This window comes from Thalassovita sp. (genome assembly GCF_963691685.1).
In the GTDB taxonomy this organism is placed as follows: domain Bacteria; phylum Pseudomonadota; class Alphaproteobacteria; order Rhodobacterales; family Rhodobacteraceae; genus Thalassobius.
On the sequence record NZ_OY829290.1, the window covers coordinates 1,050,790 to 1,071,560 of the forward strand.

Annotated in this window: 22 protein-coding genes; 17 read left to right on the forward strand and 5 right to left on the reverse strand. The window is 60.5% G+C overall.

Annotation, left to right across the window (positions count from 1 at the left end; genetic code table 11):
• The first annotated feature begins 38 nt into the window (after nucleotides 1-38).
• The 9 genes from ACORLH_RS05120 (at nucleotide 39) to ACORLH_RS05160 (ending at nucleotide 7,837) form a co-directional block, all read left to right on the forward strand.
• Nucleotides 39-437 carry a hypothetical protein gene (locus tag ACORLH_RS05120; protein WP_321831524.1) on the forward strand — a complete coding sequence of 133 codons (399 nt, stop codon included), beginning with the start codon at nucleotides 39-41 and terminating at the stop codon, nucleotides 435-437.
• A gap of 221 nt (nucleotides 438-658) precedes the next feature.
• Nucleotides 659-1,186: a hypothetical protein gene (locus tag ACORLH_RS05125; protein ID WP_321831525.1), complete on the forward strand. Its 528-nt coding sequence runs from the start codon at nucleotides 659-661 to the stop codon at nucleotides 1,184-1,186.
• A gap of 140 nt (nucleotides 1,187-1,326) precedes the next feature.
• The gene (locus ACORLH_RS05130; protein WP_321831526.1) at nucleotides 1,327-2,340 is read left to right on the forward strand and encodes a C4-dicarboxylate TRAP transporter substrate-binding protein; all 1,014 of its coding nucleotides are present in this window, start codon (nucleotides 1,327-1,329) and stop codon (nucleotides 2,338-2,340) included.
• Between the two features lie 88 nt (nucleotides 2,341-2,428).
• Nucleotides 2,429-3,076, forward strand: coding sequence for a TRAP transporter small permease (locus tag ACORLH_RS05135; RefSeq protein ID WP_321828890.1), 648 nt, complete (start codon nucleotides 2,429-2,431; stop codon nucleotides 3,074-3,076).
• Nucleotides 3,076-4,476 (forward strand): TRAP transporter large permease, encoded by a 1,401-nt coding sequence (locus ACORLH_RS05140; RefSeq protein WP_321828889.1) that lies wholly within the window; start codon nucleotides 3,076-3,078, stop codon nucleotides 4,474-4,476. The genes ACORLH_RS05135 and ACORLH_RS05140 overlap by 1 nt, the downstream gene beginning before the upstream one ends.
• A 163-nt stretch (nucleotides 4,477-4,639) precedes the next feature.
• Entirely contained in the window at nucleotides 4,640-5,326 is a 687-nt protein-coding gene (locus tag ACORLH_RS05145; protein WP_321831527.1) for a D-lyxose/D-mannose family sugar isomerase, read from the forward strand.
• Between the two features lie 275 nt (nucleotides 5,327-5,601).
• Complete coding sequence (locus ACORLH_RS05150; protein WP_321831528.1) at nucleotides 5,602-6,306, forward strand: ABC transporter permease; 705 nt, start codon at nucleotides 5,602-5,604, stop codon at nucleotides 6,304-6,306.
• Nucleotides 6,300-7,016 (forward strand): ATP-binding cassette domain-containing protein, encoded by a 717-nt coding sequence (locus ACORLH_RS05155; RefSeq protein WP_321831530.1) that lies wholly within the window; start codon nucleotides 6,300-6,302, stop codon nucleotides 7,014-7,016. The genes ACORLH_RS05150 and ACORLH_RS05155 overlap by 7 nt, the downstream gene beginning before the upstream one ends.
• Nucleotides 7,017-7,021: 5 nt before the next feature.
• On the forward strand, nucleotides 7,022-7,837 hold the full coding sequence (locus ACORLH_RS05160) for a substrate-binding domain-containing protein (protein WP_321832778.1): 816 nt from the start codon (nucleotides 7,022-7,024) through the stop codon (nucleotides 7,835-7,837).
• Between the two features lie 93 nt (nucleotides 7,838-7,930).
• Here ACORLH_RS05160 and ACORLH_RS05165 read toward each other — a convergent pair whose 3' ends face one another.
• The 4 genes from ACORLH_RS05165 to ACORLH_RS05180 are packed head-to-tail and all read right to left on the reverse strand — an operon-like array spanning nucleotide 7,931 to nucleotide 10,431.
• The gene (locus ACORLH_RS05165; protein ID WP_321831531.1) at nucleotides 7,931-8,434 is read right to left on the reverse strand and encodes a DUF6505 family protein; all 504 of its coding nucleotides are present in this window, start codon (nucleotides 8,432-8,434) and stop codon (nucleotides 7,931-7,933) included.
• Complete coding sequence (locus ACORLH_RS05170) at nucleotides 8,431-9,162, reverse strand: biotin/lipoate--protein ligase family protein (protein ID WP_321831532.1); 732 nt, start codon at nucleotides 9,160-9,162, stop codon at nucleotides 8,431-8,433. The genes ACORLH_RS05165 and ACORLH_RS05170 overlap by 4 nt, the downstream gene beginning before the upstream one ends.
• 7 nt (nucleotides 9,163-9,169) lie before the next feature.
• Nucleotides 9,170-10,237, reverse strand: a complete 1,068-nt coding sequence (gene apbC / locus ACORLH_RS05175) for an iron-sulfur cluster carrier protein ApbC (RefSeq protein ID WP_321831533.1) — start codon at nucleotides 10,235-10,237, stop codon at nucleotides 9,170-9,172.
• Nucleotides 10,234-10,431, reverse strand: a complete 198-nt coding sequence (locus ACORLH_RS05180; RefSeq protein WP_321831534.1) for a DUF6494 family protein — start codon at nucleotides 10,429-10,431, stop codon at nucleotides 10,234-10,236. Before ACORLH_RS05180 ends, apbC begins: the two co-directional genes overlap by 4 nt.
• A 124-nt stretch (nucleotides 10,432-10,555) precedes the next feature.
• Here ACORLH_RS05180 and ACORLH_RS05185 point away from each other — a divergent pair, with 124 nt between their 5' ends.
• Nucleotides 10,556-11,335, forward strand: coding sequence for a hypothetical protein (locus ACORLH_RS05185; RefSeq protein WP_321831535.1), 780 nt, complete (start codon nucleotides 10,556-10,558; stop codon nucleotides 11,333-11,335).
• Here the strand turns inward: ACORLH_RS05185 and ACORLH_RS05190 are convergent.
• Nucleotides 11,329-13,335 carry a 4Fe-4S binding protein gene (locus ACORLH_RS05190; protein ID WP_321831536.1) on the reverse strand — a complete coding sequence of 669 codons (2,007 nt, stop codon included), beginning with the start codon at nucleotides 13,333-13,335 and terminating at the stop codon, nucleotides 11,329-11,331. The genes ACORLH_RS05185 and ACORLH_RS05190 overlap by 7 nt on opposite strands.
• Before the next feature lie 369 nt (nucleotides 13,336-13,704).
• Between ACORLH_RS05190 and ACORLH_RS05195 the strand changes: the two genes are divergently transcribed.
• The 7 genes from ACORLH_RS05195 (at nucleotide 13,705) to ACORLH_RS05225 (ending at nucleotide 20,765) form a co-directional block, all read left to right on the forward strand.
• Complete coding sequence (locus ACORLH_RS05195; RefSeq protein WP_321831537.1) at nucleotides 13,705-14,268, forward strand: DUF3305 domain-containing protein; 564 nt, start codon at nucleotides 13,705-13,707, stop codon at nucleotides 14,266-14,268.
• Nucleotides 14,265-14,918 carry a DUF3306 domain-containing protein gene (locus ACORLH_RS05200; RefSeq protein WP_321831538.1) on the forward strand — a complete coding sequence of 218 codons (654 nt, stop codon included), beginning with the start codon at nucleotides 14,265-14,267 and terminating at the stop codon, nucleotides 14,916-14,918. Before ACORLH_RS05195 ends, ACORLH_RS05200 begins: the two co-directional genes overlap by 4 nt.
• A 21-nt stretch (nucleotides 14,919-14,939) precedes the next feature.
• Nucleotides 14,940-15,548, forward strand: a complete 609-nt coding sequence (locus tag ACORLH_RS05205; RefSeq protein ID WP_420719823.1) for a TorD/DmsD family molecular chaperone — start codon at nucleotides 14,940-14,942, stop codon at nucleotides 15,546-15,548.
• Between the two features lie 68 nt (nucleotides 15,549-15,616).
• Nucleotides 15,617-15,808, forward strand: coding sequence for a ubiquinol-cytochrome c reductase iron-sulfur subunit N-terminal domain-containing protein (locus tag ACORLH_RS05210; protein WP_321831540.1), 192 nt, complete (start codon nucleotides 15,617-15,619; stop codon nucleotides 15,806-15,808).
• A gap of 106 nt (nucleotides 15,809-15,914) precedes the next feature.
• Nucleotides 15,915-18,809 (forward strand): formate dehydrogenase subunit alpha, encoded by a 2,895-nt coding sequence (locus ACORLH_RS05215; protein ID WP_321831541.1) that lies wholly within the window; start codon nucleotides 15,915-15,917, stop codon nucleotides 18,807-18,809.
• A gap of 12 nt (nucleotides 18,810-18,821) precedes the next feature.
• The gene (gene fdh3B / locus ACORLH_RS05220; protein WP_058242223.1) at nucleotides 18,822-19,415 is read left to right on the forward strand and encodes a formate dehydrogenase FDH3 subunit beta; all 594 of its coding nucleotides are present in this window, start codon (nucleotides 18,822-18,824) and stop codon (nucleotides 19,413-19,415) included.
• 114 nt (nucleotides 19,416-19,529) lie between these two features.
• Nucleotides 19,530-20,765 (forward strand): formate dehydrogenase subunit gamma, encoded by a 1,236-nt coding sequence (locus ACORLH_RS05225; protein WP_321831542.1) that lies wholly within the window; start codon nucleotides 19,530-19,532, stop codon nucleotides 20,763-20,765.
• Nucleotides 20,766-20,771 lie beyond the last annotated feature (6 nt).

Sequence of the window (20,771 nt, forward strand, 5' to 3'; positions counted from 1 at the left end):
TGCTGTTGATTGATGCTTTTCTTATTTGGATGATTTCCGTGACCTCATTTTTGCGCGCCGCGACCCTGGCCTGTTTCGCCACTTTCACCGCCACATCCGCCCTGGCCGAAGATACGCTCTGTCAATTTTCCAAATGGCGCGGGGCGCCCGCCGACATCGCCATGACCTGGACCGGTACAGCCTTCATGCTGCGCTCCAAAGGCAACCAAGACAAAATTGTCCTGCTTTTGAATGAAAAGACCTCGCCCTGGATCGATGTGGACCGCAGTTCCAACGGCCGGTTTGATACCTTCGTCTACCGCCGCACTGCTGGTCCGGCCCCTGGGTTCATTCGCAATGGACGGTTTAGTTTTCGGATTTACCCGGACGGCAGATGTAAAGGCTTCGTAGAGGTCAAAGGGTTCTCAATGTTGGAAGCCACCGGGACAGTGCGCTGACATCTACTAGGGCTTTATGGATCATCTGATGCGCTTCATTGGGAACTCCGAAATCTGATCAAGGTTTCTCGTGTTTCAGCAAGGTCGTTACTGTCTTCACGGCCTGATGTGGACCATTTAGGAGCGTTAGGTATCGGCTATGGCGCGCCACACGAGAGGGAAAGGCACGCTAGGCCTCGATAAGGACGCGCAGTTCTAGTAAGCTAGCAAAGGATAACTGTATGAAGGAAAAGGACCGACGTGAAAAAGAAAAGCGCTTGGCTGGTTTGTGCGTCCAATTTGAGCGAAATTTGGTTTTCTTTCGGTTTACTTCCGACTTTTTACAACACCCTGCCCACTCAGAATTTATTAGAACGTGTGCAGGCAGTATGCTTGATGTTGCTGTGTTGGAATGGTGCAAAATGTTTGCCGATGGGAAAGGCAAACATCACTACACGCGCGTTTTAAAGTGCAAGGATTTTGAAGGTAGTTTGTTGGAAAGTTTGGGGCATTCTGCTGACGAATTCGAAGATTACAAAGTAAATCTGAAGCATGCGCGTGATAAAATGATCGCGCATCTCGATAATTATGATCTCGTCAATATTCCAGATCTACGATTGGCGGAGAGGGCTGTTGATTTTCTCTACGGTACGTTGCTTAAACAGATCCCTCCAGAGGCTATGCCTGATGAACTGCCCAAGTCGATGTCGGAGTACAGATTGCTATGTAAACGACAGGCACAGGACTTTTTCTCTGAGCTTGAGTGGTGAGGTAACCCCAGAAAAATGGGCCTGCGGATTTCCGCAGGGCCAGTTTTTAGACCCGCGCGGTTTCCTTCATAGCCAAGCGCGTGGCGATCCGCCAAACTCCCTGCCATCCAAATGATGTTGGATCTTGGGAGGATCTGAAGATGAAAAAGTTATTGACCCACGCAGCCGTTGCTGCGTTGGCGGCAGGTTTTGCAACCGAAACCATGGCGACCGAATGGAATGTATCGCTTTGGGGTAAGCGTCGTGCGTTTACGGAGCATGTTGAGAAGCTGGCGGAGCTGGTGTCTGAGAAGACGGGTGGTGAGTTCACGCTGAACATTTCTTATGGCGGTCTGTCGAAGAACCGGGAGAACCTGGATGGGATCTCGATCGGGGCCTTTGAGATGGCGCAGTTCTGTGCCGGCTATCACCGCGACAAGAACCCCTCGATCACCGTTTTGGAACTGCCGTTCCTGGGTGTGAGCACGCTGGAAGAAGAAGTGGCGGTCAGCCATGCGGTCTATGGCCACCCGGCGGTGCAGGCGGATCTGGGGCGCTGGAATGCCAAGCTGCTGATGACCTCGCCGATGCCGCAGTACAACATTGTCGGCACCGGCGAAGCCCGCGATGCCCTGGCCGAGTTTGACGGCATGCGGGTGCGCGCCACCGGCGGTATCGGTCAGGCGTTCAGCGCCGTGGGCGCGGTGCCGACCTCGGTCACCGCAACCGAAGCCTATAACGCGATGGAAAGCGGCGTTGTGGACACTGTGGCCTTCGCCCAGCACGCCCATTTTGCCTATCGCACCATTGACCAGGCCACCTGGTGGACCGCCAACCTGAACCCCGGCACCGTGAACTGCCCGGTGGTGGTCAATGTCGACGCCTATGAAGGCCTGTCGGACGCCCACCGTGAGGCGCTGGACAGCTCGGTCGATGAGGCGATCGCCCATTACCTGGCCAACTACGGTGAGGTTCTGGCCAAATGGGACAGCGTCCTGGCCGAAAAAGGTGTGGCCAAGGTGGAGCTGCCCGAGGCAGAGATCGCCAAATTCCGCGAAGTGGCCGCCGGCCCGATCCGCGACAAATGGATCGCCGACATGACCGCCCAGGGCCTGCCCGCCCAGGAGCTGTATGACCTGGTCATGAGCACGCTTGAGGCTGAGCGCAGCAAGTAAGCGGCGCCTTTTGACATCGACCGCTCCTGCTGGGCTGAGGCCCCTCGGGGGCGGTCTTTCTATATAAAACAACTGGATGGGGGATGAGATGGCGGGATCTGCTGCGGTCTTGGAAGATGGGTCGGGTCTGAGCCGGCTGGATCAAAACCTGTTTCGGCTGGAACGTGTTCTGGCGCTGTTGAGTGGGCTGGCGGTGTTCTCGCTGATGCTTCTGGCGGTGGTCTCGGTCTCGGGGCGCAACCTGATGAACGCGCCGCTGCCGGGCTATGTGGACTGGATCGAACAGGCGATGCCGCTGATTGCCTTTATGGCGATTGCCTACACCCAGCGCGATGGCGGCCATATTCGCATGGATATTCTGGTGGGCCGCCTGTCGGGGCGGGCGCTTTGGGCGGCGGAGTTTCTGACCACCCTGGCGGCGCTGGTGCTGATGGTGCTGCTGGTCTGGGGCACCTGGTCGCATTTTGACCGCAGCTTTGATTTTAATGCGCCGCTCTGGTCGCGCGACAGTTCGATCGACATCGGCATTCCGATCTGGCCGGCCAAGCTCTTGGCCCCGGTGGCCTTTGCGGTCCTGAGCGCGCGTATGGCGCTGCAGCTCTGGGGCTATGGCCGCGCCTTTGTGCTGGGTCTGGTGGAGCCGGTGGCGGTGCCGCTGGTGCAATCGGCCGCCGCCCAGGCGGCAGAAGAGGCCGCCCATGTGGGCGAGTTGGAAAATGATGAGGGACGGGGCTGATGGAACCGATTGAAATTGGCCTCTGGGTCTCGGGCTTTATGCTGCTGATGGTGGTTCTTGGCATGCGGGTGGCCTTTGCCGCCGGGATTGCCGGGCTTGTGGGTCTGATCTGGATCTTCTGGGCCAAGAAGGGCTATGACCCCGAAGATTTTGGCTGGGCGCTGACCGTGGCGGTGAAAACCGCTGGCCAGGTGCCGCATTCGAAAGTGGCCAGCCAGGCGCTGTCGCTTATTCCGACCTTCATCCTGATCGGTTACCTGGCCTATTACGCGGGCCTGACCAAGGCGTTGTTTGACGCGGCCAAACGCTGGGTCGGCTGGCTGCCGGGAGGCTTGGCGGTCTCGACCGTCTTTGCCACCGCGGGCTTTGCGGCGGTCTCTGGCGCTTCGGTGGCCACCTCGGCCGTCTTTGCCCGGATCGCCATCCCCGAGATGCTGAAGATCGGCTATGACAAACGCTTTGCGGCGGGTGTTGTGGCGGCTGGTGGCACGCTGGCCTCGCTGATCCCGCCCTCGGCCATTCTGGTGATCTATGCGATCATTGTGGAACAGGATGTGGGCAAGCTGTTGCTTGCGGGCTTCATCCCCGGTGCCTTCTCGGCGCTGATCTATGGCGGCCTCATCGTGGTGCTGGCGCTGGCCCTGCCGAAGTTCGGCCCGCCAGTGAAAGGCTTCACCTGGAAACAGCGCTTTGCTGCGATCCCGCCGGCTTTCCCGATCTTCTTTGTGGTCTTCATCATCATCTTCTTCATCTACAACCCCTTTGGCGGAGATGCCTGGGGCACGCCCACCGAGGGCGGCGCGCTGGGGGCCTTTGTGGTCTTTGTGATGGCGCTGCTGCGCGGCATGGGCTGGGCGCAGCTGAAGGATGCGCTGCTGGAGACGGCGAAGCTGTCGGCGATGATCTTCACCATCATCTGGGGCGTGCTGATCTACGTGCGGTTCCTGGGCTTTGCCGATCTGCCAGGCGCTTTCTCGGATTGGATCACCGGGCTGGAGCAGAGCCCGATGCTGACGCTGGTGCTGATCCTTCTGGCCTATGCGGTCCTGGGCATGTTCATGGATGCGATCGGCATGCTGCTGCTGACACTGCCGGTGGTCTACCCCGCTGTCATGGCGCTCAACGGCGGTGAGTTTGTCTCGGCCGCGGACAGCACCTTTGGCATGTCGGGCCCGATGTGTGCGATCTGGTTTGGTATTCTGGTGGTGAAAATGGCCGAGTTTTGCCTGATCACCCCGCCCATCGGCCTCAACTGCTTTGTGGTGGCGGGCGTGCGCGATGACGTGAGCGTGCAGGATGTCTTCAAAGGCGTCACCCCTTTCTTCATCGCAGACGCCATCACCATCGCCCTCCTCGTCGCCTTCCCATGGATTGTCCTGTGGCTGCCGTCACAGGTGTGATTGGGGAGAGGTGACGAAGCTAAGCGACAATGACGCTTAACGCATAAACTCTTAGAACGCCCCGCATCGCTGCGGGGCGTTTTTCTTTGCCGGGCCAGAGCGGGCTTGACTGAAATCCTGATAGCGCTATCAGGGGCGCAACAGCGCCTTGGGAGGGCCAGAGATGAAACGTTCCAGAATCAATGAAATCATGGCCGCAGCGGATGAGATGATCCGCTCCTACGGTTTTGTCCTGCCGCCCTTTGCCTATTGGACACCGGAAGAGTTCAAGGCCAATGCCAGCAGGGCAAAAGCCGTGATTGAGGCGCGTTGCGGTTGGGACATCACCGATTATGGCGATGGTCGCTTTGACGAAATGGGGCTGTTCCTGTTCACCCTGCGCAACGGTCGTTTGACCGATCTGCAACGCGGCGGCGGCATGTGCTACGCTGAGAAGCTGTTGATTTCACGGCAGGATCAGCTATCGCCGATGCACACCCATGTCATCAAAGCCGAAGATATCATCAACCGGGGCGGTGCCACCATGGTGGTTGAGCTTTACGGGTCTGATGACGATGGCAACTTTGCCGAAGACCGTGGCGGCATGGTGATGTGTGATGGCATCCCGCGCGAATTTGCACCGGGCGAGAAATTGAAATTTGCGCCCGGCGAAAGTCTGACCCTGATGCCAGGCGATTGGCACGCCTTCTGGGGTGAGGGGGGGGATGTTCTGATCGGTGAGGTTTCCACCGTCAACGACGATGAAACCGACAATATCTTCCGTGAACCGATCGGCCGTTTTGCTGAGATTGAGGAAGATGAAGCGCCGACACATCTGTTGGTGAGCGACTATCGCAGCTGGCTGAGCTGACCTGCTCACCCCTTAGAAACACTCGAATCACCCTTCGCCCTGCGGAGGGTGTTTTTGCACCTGCTGTCATTGGCTTAGCAGGGGGAGGGACAGTTTGTTCCATGCCCCGATCCGGCGGGTGGACATTCTGACCCTTCGGCCAATGACGTGGCCAATCTGCCGAAATAAACGTCAGCGCCTGACTGCTCCTGCGTCGCATGTCCTGCGGGTGCGCGGTAAAATCCAGCCGAGGAAAGGGCGCAGTGTGCAGCAAGACGCACCTGTGATTGAGGCGGATGACAGAAATCTGGGACGGGCTGCGGCAGGCGGCCCTGTTGATTGTGACCTTGGATCCGGATCTGTTGCAGATCTCGGCCAGATCGCTGCATGTCACGCTGACCGCCACGGTGATTGCCTCTGCCATCGGGTTGCCATTGGGCGGATGGCTGGCGGTTTACAGGTTTCGGGCCCGCCGTTCTGTGATTGCGCTGCTGAACGCGCTGATGGGGCTGCCGCCCGTGGTGGTGGGGTTGATTGTTTATCTGATGTTGTCGCGCTCGGGGCCCTTTGGGGTCTTCGGGCTGCTGTTCACCCCCACGGCGATGATCATCGCGCAGGTGGTTATTCTGACGCCGCTGATTGCCTCCATCGCGCATCAGGCCCTGCGGGAGCTCTGGGCCGAATACCATGACCTGCTGATTTCGCTGAACACCAGCCGTCGCCAGCGGATCCGGACGCTGCTGTGGGATGCACGCCGGGCGCTGCTGACAGCTTCGCTGGCCGGGTTTGGCAGGGGGATCGGTGAGGTCGGCGCGATCATGATCGTGGGCGGCAATATCGATCAGGCGACCCGGGTGCTGACCACGGCGATCGCTTTGGAAACCGGCAAAGGCAACTTCGCTTTGGCGCTGGGACTGGGGTTTGTGCTGATCGCCATCGCCATCGGGGTGAACCTGTCGATCCACTATGCCTCCAAGACGGAGGTCAGTAGCCGATGGTAGAGCAGATCCTTCCGCTGCGCCTTGCCGGTGCCAAACTGACGCGCCGGGGCCGGACCCTGGTGGGGCCGATTGACCTGACGCTGGGCCCGCAAGGGTTTACCATCGTGATGGGGCCAAACGGGGCCGGTAAAACCTCACTCCTGCGGATGATGCATGGGTTGGAGCGGCCCAGTTCAGGCCGGGTGGATTGGGCGGTGCCAGAGGTGCAAGCGCGCCCCAGTCAAGCCTATGTCTTCCAGCACCCAACCCTGATGCGGCGCACAGCGCTGGACAATGTGGCCTATCCGTTGACCGTGCACGGCATGCCCCGCAAAGAGGCGCGCGCCCGCGCAGCAGAGGCGCTGAAAACCGTCGGGCTTGGCGATAGTGCGTTGAAAATGGCCCACTACCTGTCAGGCGGTGAACGGCAGAAACTGGCGCTGGCCCGCGCCCTGATCCGCAAGCCTGAGATTCTGTTTCTGGATGAACCCTGCGCCAGTCTGGACGGCAGGGCCATTCGCGACATCGAACATATCCTGCTGACGGCCCATGCTGCCGGCACCCGTATCGTGATGATCACCCATGATCACGGTCAGGCCCGCCGTCTGGCGGAGGATGTGCTGTTTATCCATCATGGCCAGCTGCACGCCGCAGATCAGGCCGATGCGTTTTTCTCGGATCCGCAAAGCCCCGAGGCGCATGCTTTCTTAAAAGGAGATATCGTCATATGACCTTGATGTTCGGTTCGGTTAAGGGCGCTGTTTTGGCAGGGGGCATTGCCGCCTTTTCGGCCGGTGCGGCCCTGGCGGACAGTGTGAAACTGGCGGTCACAACCTCGTTCCACAACTCGGGCCTGTCGGATGTGCTGCTGCCGGAAATCGCCGCAGATCTGGGGCTTGAGGTTCAGCTGTTGGTCGTTGGCACCGGTCAGGCGATCCGGCTGGGGGAAGCGGGCGATGTGGATGCCATTCTGGTGCATTCCAAAAAGGCCGAAGAGGCGTTTCTGGCAGGGGGCTACGGCACCCACCGGACCGAGGTCATGTATAACGATTTTGTCCTGATCGGCCCTGACACGGACCCGGCCGGCATCAAAGGCGCGGCGGATGCGGCCGCGGCCCTTGGCGCGATTGAGGCGGCGAAGGCCGATTTCGCCAGCCGGGGCGATGACAGCGGCACCCATAAGAAAGAGCTTTCGCTCTGGCAGGCCGCAGGTATCGATGCTGAGGCGCTGGATCCCAGCTGGTACAAGGCGGCAGGCGCCGGCATGGGGGCCACGCTGAACACCGCATCGGGCATGAATGCCTATGTGATGTCAGATCGCGCCAGCTGGCTGAAATTTGCCAACAAGGGCGATCTGGATCTGCTGTTTGCGGGCGATCCTGTGCTGTTCAACCAATATGCCTTCCTGCCGGTGAACCCAGAAAAACACCCCCATGTGAAGGCTGATCTGGTCAATAAGCTGGAGGGGTGGCTGGTGTCTGAGCGCGCCCAGACCCTGATTGATGGCTACCGCCTGAACGGTGAGGCGCTGTTTACCTTCAACGCGAAATAACGCTTAGGTTTCCCAACGTGCCCCTCCTCTTGGGGCACGCAAAAGCCCCCGCAGAGTGTCATCTGCGGGGGCTTTTTGCTGTCCGGCGATGGCTTACAGTTTTGGGACGTCATCCTCAGGCACCGCGTGCACCGCCACCTGATCCAGCTGCGCCGCATCGGGCTTGATCGAGCGGAAGCGTTCGCGCACCCCCGCCTCGGTCAGTTCCCGTTCAACGGTCAGCAGGGTGTTGGGATCATGATCCGCGCAGAGGTCGATCATATGCGCGATCTCTTCCTGCGCGACGCCCATCGCAGCCTCAACAGTGGGGGCGCCGTAAAGATCCACGAAATGTTGCGCCAGTCCGCGCGCGATATCTTGCAGTTCGCTGTCTTCAACCTGTGTCACGGCCACAAAGGTCACGCGACCAAAGGTTTCCACCCCCAGCCAGCCATTTGCAAAGGCCTGCCGGGCCTTGCCGGTCAGATCGGCCTCACCCCAATTGGAAAACTCAAACCCGCCGCTGATCGCCCATTCGCCGGTACGGGCAGGGCTGAAGAAGACGTTCATGTCGCTTTCATCCAGATGGATGGCGCGTGCCAGTTTGGTGCCGCTCATCGCTCACCCCCTTGTTCCAACAGCAGTGACAGGGGCAGCAGTTGGGTGTCATCCCCCTGCCGCAGCAACATGCCAAAGCTTTCGTCAATTCCCATGAAGGTGCCGCTGTAGCTTTGCCCAGCCAGCGTCATCTCAACCGGCTCCCCCATCTTGTCCACGAGGCCACGCCATTCGGTCGAAAGCGGGCGCAGACCTTCGTCAGACCAGCGGTTGATCCAGACCAGCGTGTGGCGGGTCCAGGCCTCCAGCAGCAGACCGGGATCCAGATCGGCGCAGCCCTCTTCAAACAGGCAGGTCTGATCTGGTGTCAGCCCCGGCGTTTCGGGATCCGGCGGCAACAGCGGCAGTTCCAGCCCGATCACCACCCAATCCAGATCCGCATCTTTGGCAACCTCAGCGGCGGCCATGCGCATCCGGCCACAGCGGGCATTGTTCACCAGAATCTCACCATCCCAGCGGAAGTGCACGGAAACCTCTGGCGGCGCCAGCGCCCCCAGTGCGTTTTGGAAGCCGACCTCACAGGCGATCAGCACCGGCAGCGCTTCTTCCATTGGCCCTTCGGGCGCAAAGATGATCGCCGCTTTCAGCGCGTCAGGGGTGATGTTGTAGATCACCGTCCCCGCGTCACAGCCCAACAGCGCCTGCGTGCAGGCCTTGGCAAAGGGGTCTGCAGCGCCGGTCAGCGCTTCGCCCTGAAACAGCGGGGGGAAGGTTAGTTCTGGTGTCATCTCATCCTTAGGCATGGCCATTGTCGATCAAGGTCTTGGCCAGCTTACGGAAAGCCTGCGCCTGAGGCGAGGCTGGTTTTGAGGCAACAAGCGGCGCGCCCCCATCGGCGGCCATGCGGATGTCGATATCAAGCGGGATTTCCCCGAGGAGCGGCACGCCCAGCTTCTCCGCCTCAGCGGCGACACCGCCATGACCAAAGACATGCTCTTCATGGCCACATTTGCTGCAGATGTGGGTCGACATGTTTTCGACCATGCCCACAATCGGGGTGCCCAGTTTGTTGAACATGTCGATGCCTTTGCGGGCATCCAGCAGCGCGATGTCCTGCGGGGTGGAGACGACAACAGCACCGGTCAGTTCGGCTTTTTGCGCCAGGGTCATCTGCACGTCACCCGTGCCCGGTGGCAGGTCAACAATCAGCACATCAAGCGCGCCCCATTGCACCTGATTGAGCATCTGCTGCAACGCGCCCATCAGCATCGGGCCACGCCAGACCACAGCCTCTTCCTCGCGGGTCATCAGGCCGATGGACATCATGGTCACCCCGTGATTGCGCATCGGCAGGATGGTCTTGCCATCCGGTGACGCCGGGCGGCCGGAAACCCCCAACATTCGCGGCTGAGACGGGCCGTAAACATCGGCATCCAACAGACCGACCTTGCGCCCCTCAGCGGCCAAAGCCACCGCCAGGTTGGCTGAGAGGGTAGATTTGCCCACCCCGCCTTTGCCCGAGGCAATGGCGAGTATGCGGTCCACGCCGGGGATTTTCTGCGGGCCCTGCTGCTGCGCCGGGCGGCGCGCCTGCAGATCCGGCGGCGGGGCTTTCACCTCATGGGCGGTCATCACGATCGCCACCCGATCTACGCCGGCCAGCGCGTTCAGCTTTTCCTCGGCTTCTGCCTTCACGGCCTGCATGGCATTGGACTGGCTGGGGTCGATTTCCATCACAAAACGCACATCGCCGCCTTCGACGTTCAGCGCGCGCACCAGCCCGCTGGCCACGATATCGCTGCCGCTGGCTGGGTCTTTCAGGGTCTTCAGTTCGGCCAGAACGGCCTCGCGCGTTAGGCTCATTGGTCGCGTCCTTTGATCTCACCCGTCACCACATGCTCCATCTCCAGCCCGTCGATGGTCAGCACCATTTTGGCCTGATAGCCTTTGCCTGCAGTGTCACCTGCGGATCGCATCGCGTCCTCAATTGCCTGCTGGCTGGTCACGCCGACCTGTTTCAAAAATTTGCGCATCGACATGTTGAAGTCATCACTCATGGCTGGGGCCTTTCGTTCGCTGTGGGTGGTGGGGCGCGGCAGCGGACCGGGTTCTTGACCCGCACAAAGCGGCAGCCCTAGACTTGTGTGTAAGTGTTGCAGGCCAGCCGGGAAGGAGCCAGCCATGTCCAAAGTCACAGGGTCCAAAATCACGAGCGTATTGCTGCGAGTGACCTTGGCCTGTGGGATGACGCTGAGCGGCGGCGCGGCACTGGCGCAGGACCGAACCGTCAGCCTGGCCGCGCCGGAAGCCTTGGTGGAGACCGGCTTGCTGAAACATCTGTTGCCGCGCTTTACGTTGAAACACCGGGTGCGGGTCAGCGTAGTTGGTGCGGATGGCGCCGCCCCTTTGTCGCTGAACACCGAGGGACAGGGCCGGGCGCTGTTCGAAGGGGCGGGTAGCCTCTGGCATCTGGATCAAAGCGGTGGTGGAGAATACGCCGACCGGTTTGTGGATTGGCTGACCTCGGACATCGGCCTGAACACGATCGAAGCCTTCAAGGCCCCCGACGGGCTGCGCTTCACCCGCGCCACCGCGGTGGTGGAGGTTGAAGAAGCGTTGGAGCTGACGGGAGACGCGGCGAACGGGCTGGCGGTGTCGAACCTGCATTGCAAACGCTGCCACGTTGTTGGCACGGCCGATCGGATGAGCGGTATCGGCTCCACACCGTCGTTCTTCGTGCTGCGGGCCTTCCCCGATTGGGATGAGAGGTTCTATGCCTTCTATGCGCTTAACCCGCATCCCAGTTTCACCCGCATCAGTGACTTGGAGACCGAGCTGGATCCCCAGCACAAGGCCGCCATCGTGCCGCTCGACATGTCGCTGGAGGAGCTGGACGATATCGTGACCTATGTGGCGGGGTTGCCCCCCGCGGATCTGGGTGCGCCGATCCAACTTCAGTGATCCCGGCGTTTTGACAGATAGTCATCGGTGGTGCGCACGCGTGGGCGCGCAGCCCCGGCCATCGGATTGTTTTGCATGTGATATTGGGCATTTACCCGGCAGTCATCGCACATCTTGATCAGGTTCGCCGCGCCACCTGTCTGGAACATCGAATGTTTGCCTTCCAACTTTGCAATGATCTTGTCGATGGTGGATTTCACCCCAAAGGGTTTGCCACAATCGATGCATTCAAACGGTTCCTCTTCATGGATCACACGCTGGCTCAGCGCCGCGTCGCTCAGATCCATCTGCGGCTGCAGGGTGATCGCATTTTCCGGGCAGACATTGGTACACAGACCACATTGCAGGCAGGCATCCTCCTGAAAGCGCAGCTGCGGCGCGTCGGGGTTGTCGCCCAAAGCCCCCGCCGGACAGAGGGAGGCACAGGAGAGGCACAGGGTGCAGGCCTCTTTATCGACCACAACCGCCCCATAAGGCGCCGCAGCCGGCAAGGGCAGGGGCGCCTCTGCATCGGTGTTGAGCGCCTTGGCCGCCAGTCGTGCCACCTGGCGGCGGCTGCCCAGCGGCAGGATCGGCTCGGCCAGCGCGGGGCCTTTGGTGGCCCCGTAGAGTGCGTCGCACAGCGCCTCCGGCGTGGCAGGATCCAGCACCCGGATCTGCGCCCCAGTGCCGGCCATGGCCTGCGCCAGCGCGACCTCGGGATCCAGCGCATCGCGTTCGGTTTTCGGGCTTACCAGAATGTCGACAGCGGCAAAGCCAACCGCCAGTGCGCCCAGCACTTCGGCGTGACCAAAGCCCGAGACTTTCTCTAGCTCCATCGGGATCACATCGGCGGGCAATCCGCGGTCAAAACGGGCGGAAAGGGAAATCATTTCAGACCCATGGCTGGCATCATGTACCAGCAGCCGCGGGGTGTTACCGCCAGCCGTTTTATAGGTCTCTGCCAGCCGGTTCATCCGGGTGAACAGGGCCCCCGGTGCGGGATTGTCAAAGGTGATCGCCCCAGACGGGCACAGCGCGGCGCAGGATCCGCAGCCGGCGCAGATCGTTGGGTCAATGTCCACATGATCGCCCTCAGACCGGATCGCGCTGGTGGGGCAGGCATCCAGACATTTGGAACAGCCCGACTGCCCGGCGCGCGAATGGGCGCAGATCAAGGGGTCGAGGCCAAGGTAAAACGGTTTCTCGAACGTTCCTACCAGATGGGAGGCTTCCATCACCGCGGCCCCGACAGCCGGGAGCGAACCGGGATCGGCGCGAAGGTAGCCCTCGCGTTTTTCGGGGGCAGGGAACAAAGGCGTGCCGCCACGCAGGTCCAGAATGATGTCACATTCCGCCATGCCACCGTTGCGGGCCTCGCCAAACTGCATCTCGCCACGACCGCCCGGTTGCAACTGCTGCAGTTGATCGATCCGAACCTCAAACTGGCCAAGCGCCCCGGTTGCACCTTTCAGTTGTCCGGCCACCAGATCAAAGCTGCGGTCCATCGGCAGGTCCGCGATTTCCGACGTGTTTTCAACAAGTAGGGTGACGCTAAGGAAGGGCGCCAGCTGACGCGCGGCATCAACGGCGGCATCGACCGGACCAAGGATCAGGCACAGCCCTTCCGAGGTCACATCGAAGGTTTTCAAAGGCGCCATCGGGTGGGCCGCATCGGCTGCCAAAGCGGCCATTTTTGGCCCCGCTTTTTTGCCCTCATCCGACCATCCGGCGCGGTCGCGCAGATCCACGAAATCCGGGGTCAGATCCTGTGGGCTTGCGCCGGTCTCAGCCGCGATTTCGCCGGCGATTTCACTGGCGAGTTCCTCGAAAAACGCATGCTCCTGCTGGCAGGCGATGGTGGCATTTCCGGCCGCGATCAGCTTGGCAGCCGCACCGCTTTCCGATCCGCAGAGATTGCTGTGCACCTTTGAGCAGGTGACGCCCTCCAAATGGGACAAACTGTCAGTGTCGATCTTTTGGCTTGCCAAACAATCACACAAAATCAGCTGCTTAGTCATTCTATTTCCCCCGCGGTGGTCGCGCTGCTGTTGTTTTGGACCCGTCCGATGTGCGTTAGCTATTCATGAAATAGAGCGCCCGTAAAGCCCCGGTAAAGCCCAAGACCGGCGCAGAAACCGCCAAGTGATTCGTTTTGAAAAACCGATGATTTTTGTTGGTTTTTGGCAAAAGTGGACATTCCGTCCCGCTGGATTTTGTGCCCAGGGTCATCAGGGACATTGTGTCCCGATTGGGCCGGGGAAATCCCGAAAACGGCGATTTTTTTTGCCTTTCAAACAGGTGGGGATGATCATTGCAGCGATCCGAAAAAAATTTGTGACAGGGACCCATCAGGGCACGCGGATCGTTGAGGAAGGGACAAAATCACCATGCGGCACGCGACAGCTTCGTTGCCATTGGGAATCATCATCCGCCGCACCCCATCGGTCAGCCGTTGGGTGCCTTTCGCGTGGAAAGTGGTTGCCGTGATCCCCGGCGCCGGTCCTGCCGATTGGCAACCTTTACGCGAGGAAGGGGAGGCGGTTGAGTTTCACGCCGCCACCGTGCCGCTGGAACTGTGGCGCACCGATACGGAGGCGTATCTGCATGGCCTCTCAGCCCGGGTGCCTACCATTGGGGTGATCCTGCGCGAAACCACCGATCCAGACGCGGAGCAACCGCTCGAGGTTCTGCTGGCCACAGCCTCCCCCTATGAGACGCAGGATTACACCGACAGCGGCGAAGAACTGGTCGAACTGGTGCCGATGCCAGAGGGGCTGGTCGCCTTCATCCGCGACTTCGTCAATGAACATCACGAACATGAAGAATTCGTTAAGCGCCGCCGGGACCGCAAGCGGGTGGACCTGCATGAAGACGGGATCGGCGATCCGCGCATCTCGCAGCTGGCTGACGTCTACGCCGTGCCGCACCGCAAGAAGGTGAGGCTGCAATGAGCGATTTCTGGTCCCGCCGCCGCGCCGCCGTTGCCGCCGAAGCTGAGGCTGAGGTGCAGGCCGCCGTTGCGGCGGAGCACGCCGAAGAACAGGCCAAGCTGGATGAGCTGTCAGATGAGGAACTGCTGGTCAAGCTGGAGCTGCCCAATCCTGATGAGATGCAACAAGGCGACGATTTCGCGGCTTTCATGAAGCAGGCCGTTCCCGAACGCCTGCGCCGCCGCGCCCTACGCCGTCTTTGGACATCCAATCCGGTCTTGGCCAACGTCGATATGCTGGTTGATTACGGCGAGGACTTCACCGACAGCGCCATGGTCGTGGAGAACCTGCAGACCGCCTATCAGGTCGGCAAAGGCATGAAAGCCCATGTCGAGGAGCTGGCCCGCCAAGCCCGTGCGCTGGAAGACGCGGCAGAAGAGGCGCCGGCCGATCTGCCCGAAGATGACCCCGACCAAACCCCAGAGGACGCAACAGAAGACGCGCCAGTTTTGCTGGCCGCGGCCCCTGATGAAGCCAATGACATGGCCCTTGCCCAAAATCAGAACGCGCCAATCCCCCCGGTGGCGCAGCCCCCTAACGAAACCCTCCAGGACGAAGCGCCGGAGCCGCAGCCCATGCGGCGGCGGATGCGCTTCCAGTTTGAAACCTGAGCGATGAGAGACGAGATGACCATGACCGCAACGGACACCCAGATGGCTGCGATCCCCGAAGAGGATCGCCTGCGCGCGGATCTCTATGACTTCCTCGCAGCGCTTCTGTCGCATCCACCGTCGAAGGAGATGCTGGCACAAGCCGCTGCATTGCAGGGCGATGACAGCGAATTGGGGCAGGCGATCAACACACTGGCCCGCGTTGCCAAAGCCACCAACGCCAAAGCGGTCGAGAGCGAGTTCAACGCGCTGTTCATCGGTCTGGGCCGGGGGGAGTTGCTGCCCTACGCCAGCTACTATCTGACTGGTTTCTTGAACGAAAAACCGCTGGCACAGCTGCGCGGCGACATGGCGGCGCAGCGTATGGAACGCGCCCCGAACGTTTTTGAGCCCGAGGATAACATCGCCAGCCTGTGTGACATGATGGCGGGCATGATCCGGGGCCGCTTTGGTGACCCTGTGTCGCTGGAAAAACAGCAAGCGTTCTTCGGTCGCCACATCGCGCCTTGGGCACAGCATTTCTTCAGCGATCTGGAAGGGGCCAAGAACTCCGTCCTCTACGCGCCGGTGGGCAGCGTGGGCAAAGCCTTCATCGAGATTGAGACGCAGGCGTTCCGTATGGGCGCCTGAGGCTTGACCTCATCAACCGCAACCGCGGGCCGTCAGGGAGCGGACCCGCCCCAACCAAGGAGGAGAGCATGAGCAAGAGCGACGCAAGCCAGACCACCCGCCGCGACTTTCTGAAAGTTGCAGCCACGTCTGTGCCTGCTGCGGCTGCGGCCGTGGCCGTCTCGGGTGATGCTGCCGAAGCGGCGCCGGTCGATCCGACCAGCGAACGCATGCAGGACACCGCGCATGTGCGCACCTACTACGATCTCGCCCGGTTTTAACCGGACCTGATCGCCCCGCCTCCGACGACTGGTTGCGTGACGCCCGACTGTCGGAATTTTGAACAATACCTAGCAGTTCCCGAAAGGGACGCGAGGGAGGATAGAAATGCTTAGGAAAAAGACCAACGGGGTTGCGCGACGCCCCCAGCGGACAAGTATCCTGTCAGCGGCAGCCGAAGCTTCCGTTGACCGCCGCACATTTTTGCGCGGCTCTGGTCTGGCCATCGGTGGCCTGGCCGCGATTGGCGCTTCAGGCGGCATGGTCACTCAGGCGAGTGCAGCCACTGCCGTGGATGGTGCCGTCAAGACCGTGAAGTCGGTCTGCACCCACTGTTCGGTGGGCTGCACGGTTCTCGCCGAAGTGCAAAACGGCATCTGGACGGGTCAGGAACCCGGCTTTGACAGCCCGTTTAACCTGGGCGCACATTGCGCCAAAGGGGCCTCGGTACGTGAACACGCCCATGGCGAACGCCGTCTCAAGTACCCGATGAAAAAAGAGGGTGGTGAGTGGAAGCGGATCTCCTGGGAACAGGCGATCGATGAGATCGGTGATGAGATGCTGAAGATCCGCGACGAAAGCGGCCCTGACAGCGTCTATTGGTTGGGCTCGGCCAAGCATAACAACGAACAGGCCTATCTGTTCCGTAAGTTTGCGGCCTATTGGGGCACCAACAACGTCGACCATCAGGCGCGTATCTGTCACTCGACCACGGTTGCCGGTGTGGCCAACACATGGGGCTACGGCGCCATGACCAACAGCTACAACGACATCCACAACTCCAAGGCCATTTTCATCATCGGTGGTAACCCCGCCGAGGCGCACCCTGTGTCGCTGCAGCACGTGCTGAAAGCGAAAGAGCAGAACAACGCGCCGGTTATCGTCTGCGATCCGCGTTTCACTCGCACCGCAGCCCATGCCGATGAATATGTCCGGTTCCGTCCCGGCACCGATGTGGCGCTGGTTTGGGGCATCCTGTGGCACATCTTCGAAAACGGCTGGGAGGACAAAGAGTTCATCCGGACCCGCGTTTGGGGCATGGATCAGATCCGCACCGAAGTGGCCAAATGGAACCCCGAAGAGGTGGAGCGTGTGACCGGTACCCCCGGTTCGCAGCTGAAGCGCGTGGCGCGGACGCTGGCCAACAACCGCCCCGGCACCGTGATCTGGTGTATGGGTGGCACACAGCACACCAACGGCAACAACAACACCCGCGCCTACTGCATCCTGCAGCTGGCCCTTGGCAACATGGGCACCGAAGGCGGCGGCACCAACATCTTCCGTGGCCACGACAACGTTCAGGGTGCAACCGACCTTGGCGTTCTCAGCCACACCCTGCCGGGCTATTATGGCCTGTCCAAAGGCGCATGGGCCCATTGGGCGCGTGTCTGGGGTGAAGATGGTGACTGGCTGGCCGGTCAGTTCAACACGCTGACCTCTGCCGACGGCAAGGAGAAATCGCTGCAGAACCTCACCGGTATTCCGGTGTCGCGCTGGATCGATGGTATCCTCGAGGACAAGGACAACATGGATCAGCCGGACAACGTCCGTGCCATGGTGCTCTGGGGCCACGCGCCCAACTCGCAGACCCGTATGACGGAAATGAAAACAGCAATGGAAAAGCTGGATATGCTGGTCGTGGTTGACCCCTATCCGACAGTTTCCGCTGTTCTGCATGACCGCACCGATGGTGTCTATCTGCTGCCGGCGGCAACGCAGTTCGAAACCCGTGGTTCTGTGACCGCGTCGAACCGTTCGATCCAGTGGCGTGATGAGGTTGTGGCCCCGCTCTTTGAGTGTAAGCCTGACCACACCATCATGGGGATGTTTGCCAAGAAGTTTGGCTGGTCCGATCGTTTCTTCCGTAACATCGAAATGGAAGATGAGGTCACCCCGAACATCGAAAGCGTCACGCGTGAGTTCAACGCAGGTATGTGGACGATCGGCTATACGGGTCAAAGCCCGGAGCGGATCAAGCTGCATATGGCCAATCAGCACACCTTTGATCGCACCACTTTGCAGGCCATTGGTGGCCCCGCAGATGGCGATTACTACGGGATGCCGTGGCCGTGCTGGGGCACCGCTGACATGAAACACCCGGGCACGCCCAACCTCTATGACATGTCCAAACGTGTCTCTGAGGGCGGTCTGACCTTCCGGGCCCGTTTCGGTGTGGAACGTGATGGCGACAACCTGTTGGCCGAAGGCGTCTACTCGAAGGATTCAGAGATCCAGGATGGATACCCTGAGTTCACGATGCAGATGCTGATGGATCTGGGTTGGGACGGTGATCTCACCGAGGAAGAGCGTGCCGCGATTGATGCGGTGGCTGGTCCCAAAACCAACTGGAAAACTGACCTGTCGGGCGGCATCCAGCGGGTGGCGATCAAGCACGAATGTGCACCCTTCGGCAACGCCAAGGCACGGGCCGTGGTCTGGACGTTCCCAGATCCCATCCCGCTGCACCGCGAACCGCTTTACACCCCACGGCGTGATCTGGTGGCGGATTATCCGACCTATGAGGATCGGAAATTCTACCGTCTGCCCACCATGTATGCCTCGATCCAGAAAAACGATTTCAGCAAGGATTATCCAATCGTGCTGACCTCGGGCCGTCTGGTGGAATATGAGGGTGGCGGGGATGAAACCCGGTCGAACCCCTGGCTTGCTGAACTGCAGCAGGACATGTTCGTCGAGATCAACCCGCGCGATGCCAACAACCTGGGCGTCCGTGACGGATCGCAGGTCTGGGTCGAAGGCCCAGAGGGTGGCAAGGTTAAGGTTATGGCAATGGTGACCCCGCGGGTGGGCGAAGGCGTGGCCTTCATGCCCTTCCACTTCGGTGGCCATTTCCAGGGTGAGGATCAACGCAGCAAATATCCGGATGGGGCTGACCCATACGTGCTGGGTGAATCCACCAACACCGCCCAGACCTACGGCTATGACAGCGTAACCCAGATGCAGGAGACCAAGTGTACTCTCTGCAAAATCTCTGCAGCATAAGGAGAAACGGATATGGCAAGAGCTAAGTTCCTCTGTGACGCCGAACGCTGCATTGAATGCAACGCCTGTGTCACCGCTTGTAAGAACGAGCATGAGGTGCCCTGGGGGATCAACCGCCGCCGCGTGGTGACCATCAATGATGGTAGCCCCGGGGAACGGTCGATCTCGGTCGCCTGTATGCATTGTTCGGACGCGCCCTGTATGGCCGTCTGTCCTGTGGATTGCTTCTACCAGAACGAAGAAGGTGTCGTTCTGCATTCCAAGGACCTGTGCATCGGCTGTGGTTACTGCTTCTACGCATGCCCCTTTGGTGCGCCGCAGTACCCGCAGGCCGGCAACTTCGGCTCCCGTGGCAAGATGGACAAATGTACCTTCTGCGCCGGCGGTCCTGAAGAAACCCACTCCACCGCCGAGTTCGCCAAATACGGCCGCAACCGGATTGCAGAAGGCAAACTGCCGATCTGCGCCGAGATGTGTTCGACCAAGGCGCTGCTTGCGGGTGACGGTGACATCGTCTCGGCCATCTACCGCGAACGCGTGGTGGCCCGTGGCTTTGGCTCCGGCGCTTGGGGCTGGGGTACGGCCTACGAACAGAAAGGCGGCTGATCCGCTATCGCAGGGGGGCGCCACGCGCGCCCTCCCGCATCTCCGCCCGTTCTTCGGCTCCGTCGACCGGATCGAAAACGGTTCCCAAGAATTTCACGACAGATTGAGGACCCCATGCGCGCCCTTCTCTGGATTTTCCTATGCCTTTCGCTGGCACTGCCCCTGACCACCCCGGTCGCGGCGCAGGATGCCACGCAAGACACTACCCCGACAGCTGCCGCTGAACGTTCCGCAACCGGTGGCGCTCAGACCCTCGAAGATATCCTTGCCCGCCAGCGCGGTGAAAAGATCCAGGATGATTTCCGCCGCAACGCCACTGGCGACCCCGACAGTGCCGCGGCAATCTCAGCGCAGCTGGGCACGCTTGGCGGCGTTTCCGATGCCGAAGTGTTCCGCGCCCTGCGCTACGGCACCGCAGATATTAACGCCTCGGCCCGTGGGCCGGTCAGCCACCTGATCATTCAGGACAGCGGCATGGCCTGGCTGCAATTCCGCGAAGGTCCGATGACCACCTATGGCGGCTATCTGATGCTGGCGATGTTTGGCCTGCTGGTGCTGTTCTATCTAATCCGCGGTAAGATCCGCATCGATGGCACTAAAACCGGCCGCACGGTGGAACGGTTCAACGGCATTGAACGTTTTGCCCATTGGTTGCTGGCGGTTTCCTTCATCCTTCTGGGCATCACCGGGCTGATCACACTGCTGGGGCGCAAGTTCCTGATCCCGCTGATCGGCAAAGATGCCTTTGCCCCGATCGCCATTGCCGGGAAATGGGTGCACAACAACATTTCCTGGGCCTTCATGCTGGCGCTGGCGATGGTCATTGTTCTGTGGATCAAACACAACATTCCCAACCGCACGGACATCAAATGGGTCATGCAGGCGGGTGGTCTGTTTTCCAAAGGCCTGCACCCGCCCGCCAAGAAGTTCAACGCTGGCCAAAAGGTGATCTACTGGATCGTCGCGGTCTTCGGCATTTCGATCTCCATGTCCGGTCTGGCGCTCTTGTTCCCGTTCGAACTCTCCTTCTTTGCCAAGACGTTCCAGATTGCCAACATGACAGGCCTGCCGGAAATCATCGGTTATGGCCGCCTGCCCGAAGAGCTGACCCCCTATCAGGAAATGCAGCTTTCCCAGCTGTGGCATGGCATCGTCGCCTTTGGCTTCATGACCGTGATCATCGCGCATATCTACCTCGGCTCCGTCGGGATGGAGGGCGCCTTTGACGCCATGGGCTCTGGCCAGGTGGAGGCGCAATGGGCCAAGGAACACCACAGCCTCTGGTATGATGAGGTGAAGGACAAAGAGACCGGCGCGGACAAATCCGGCGGTCAGGTTCCTGCTGAATAAGTTGCC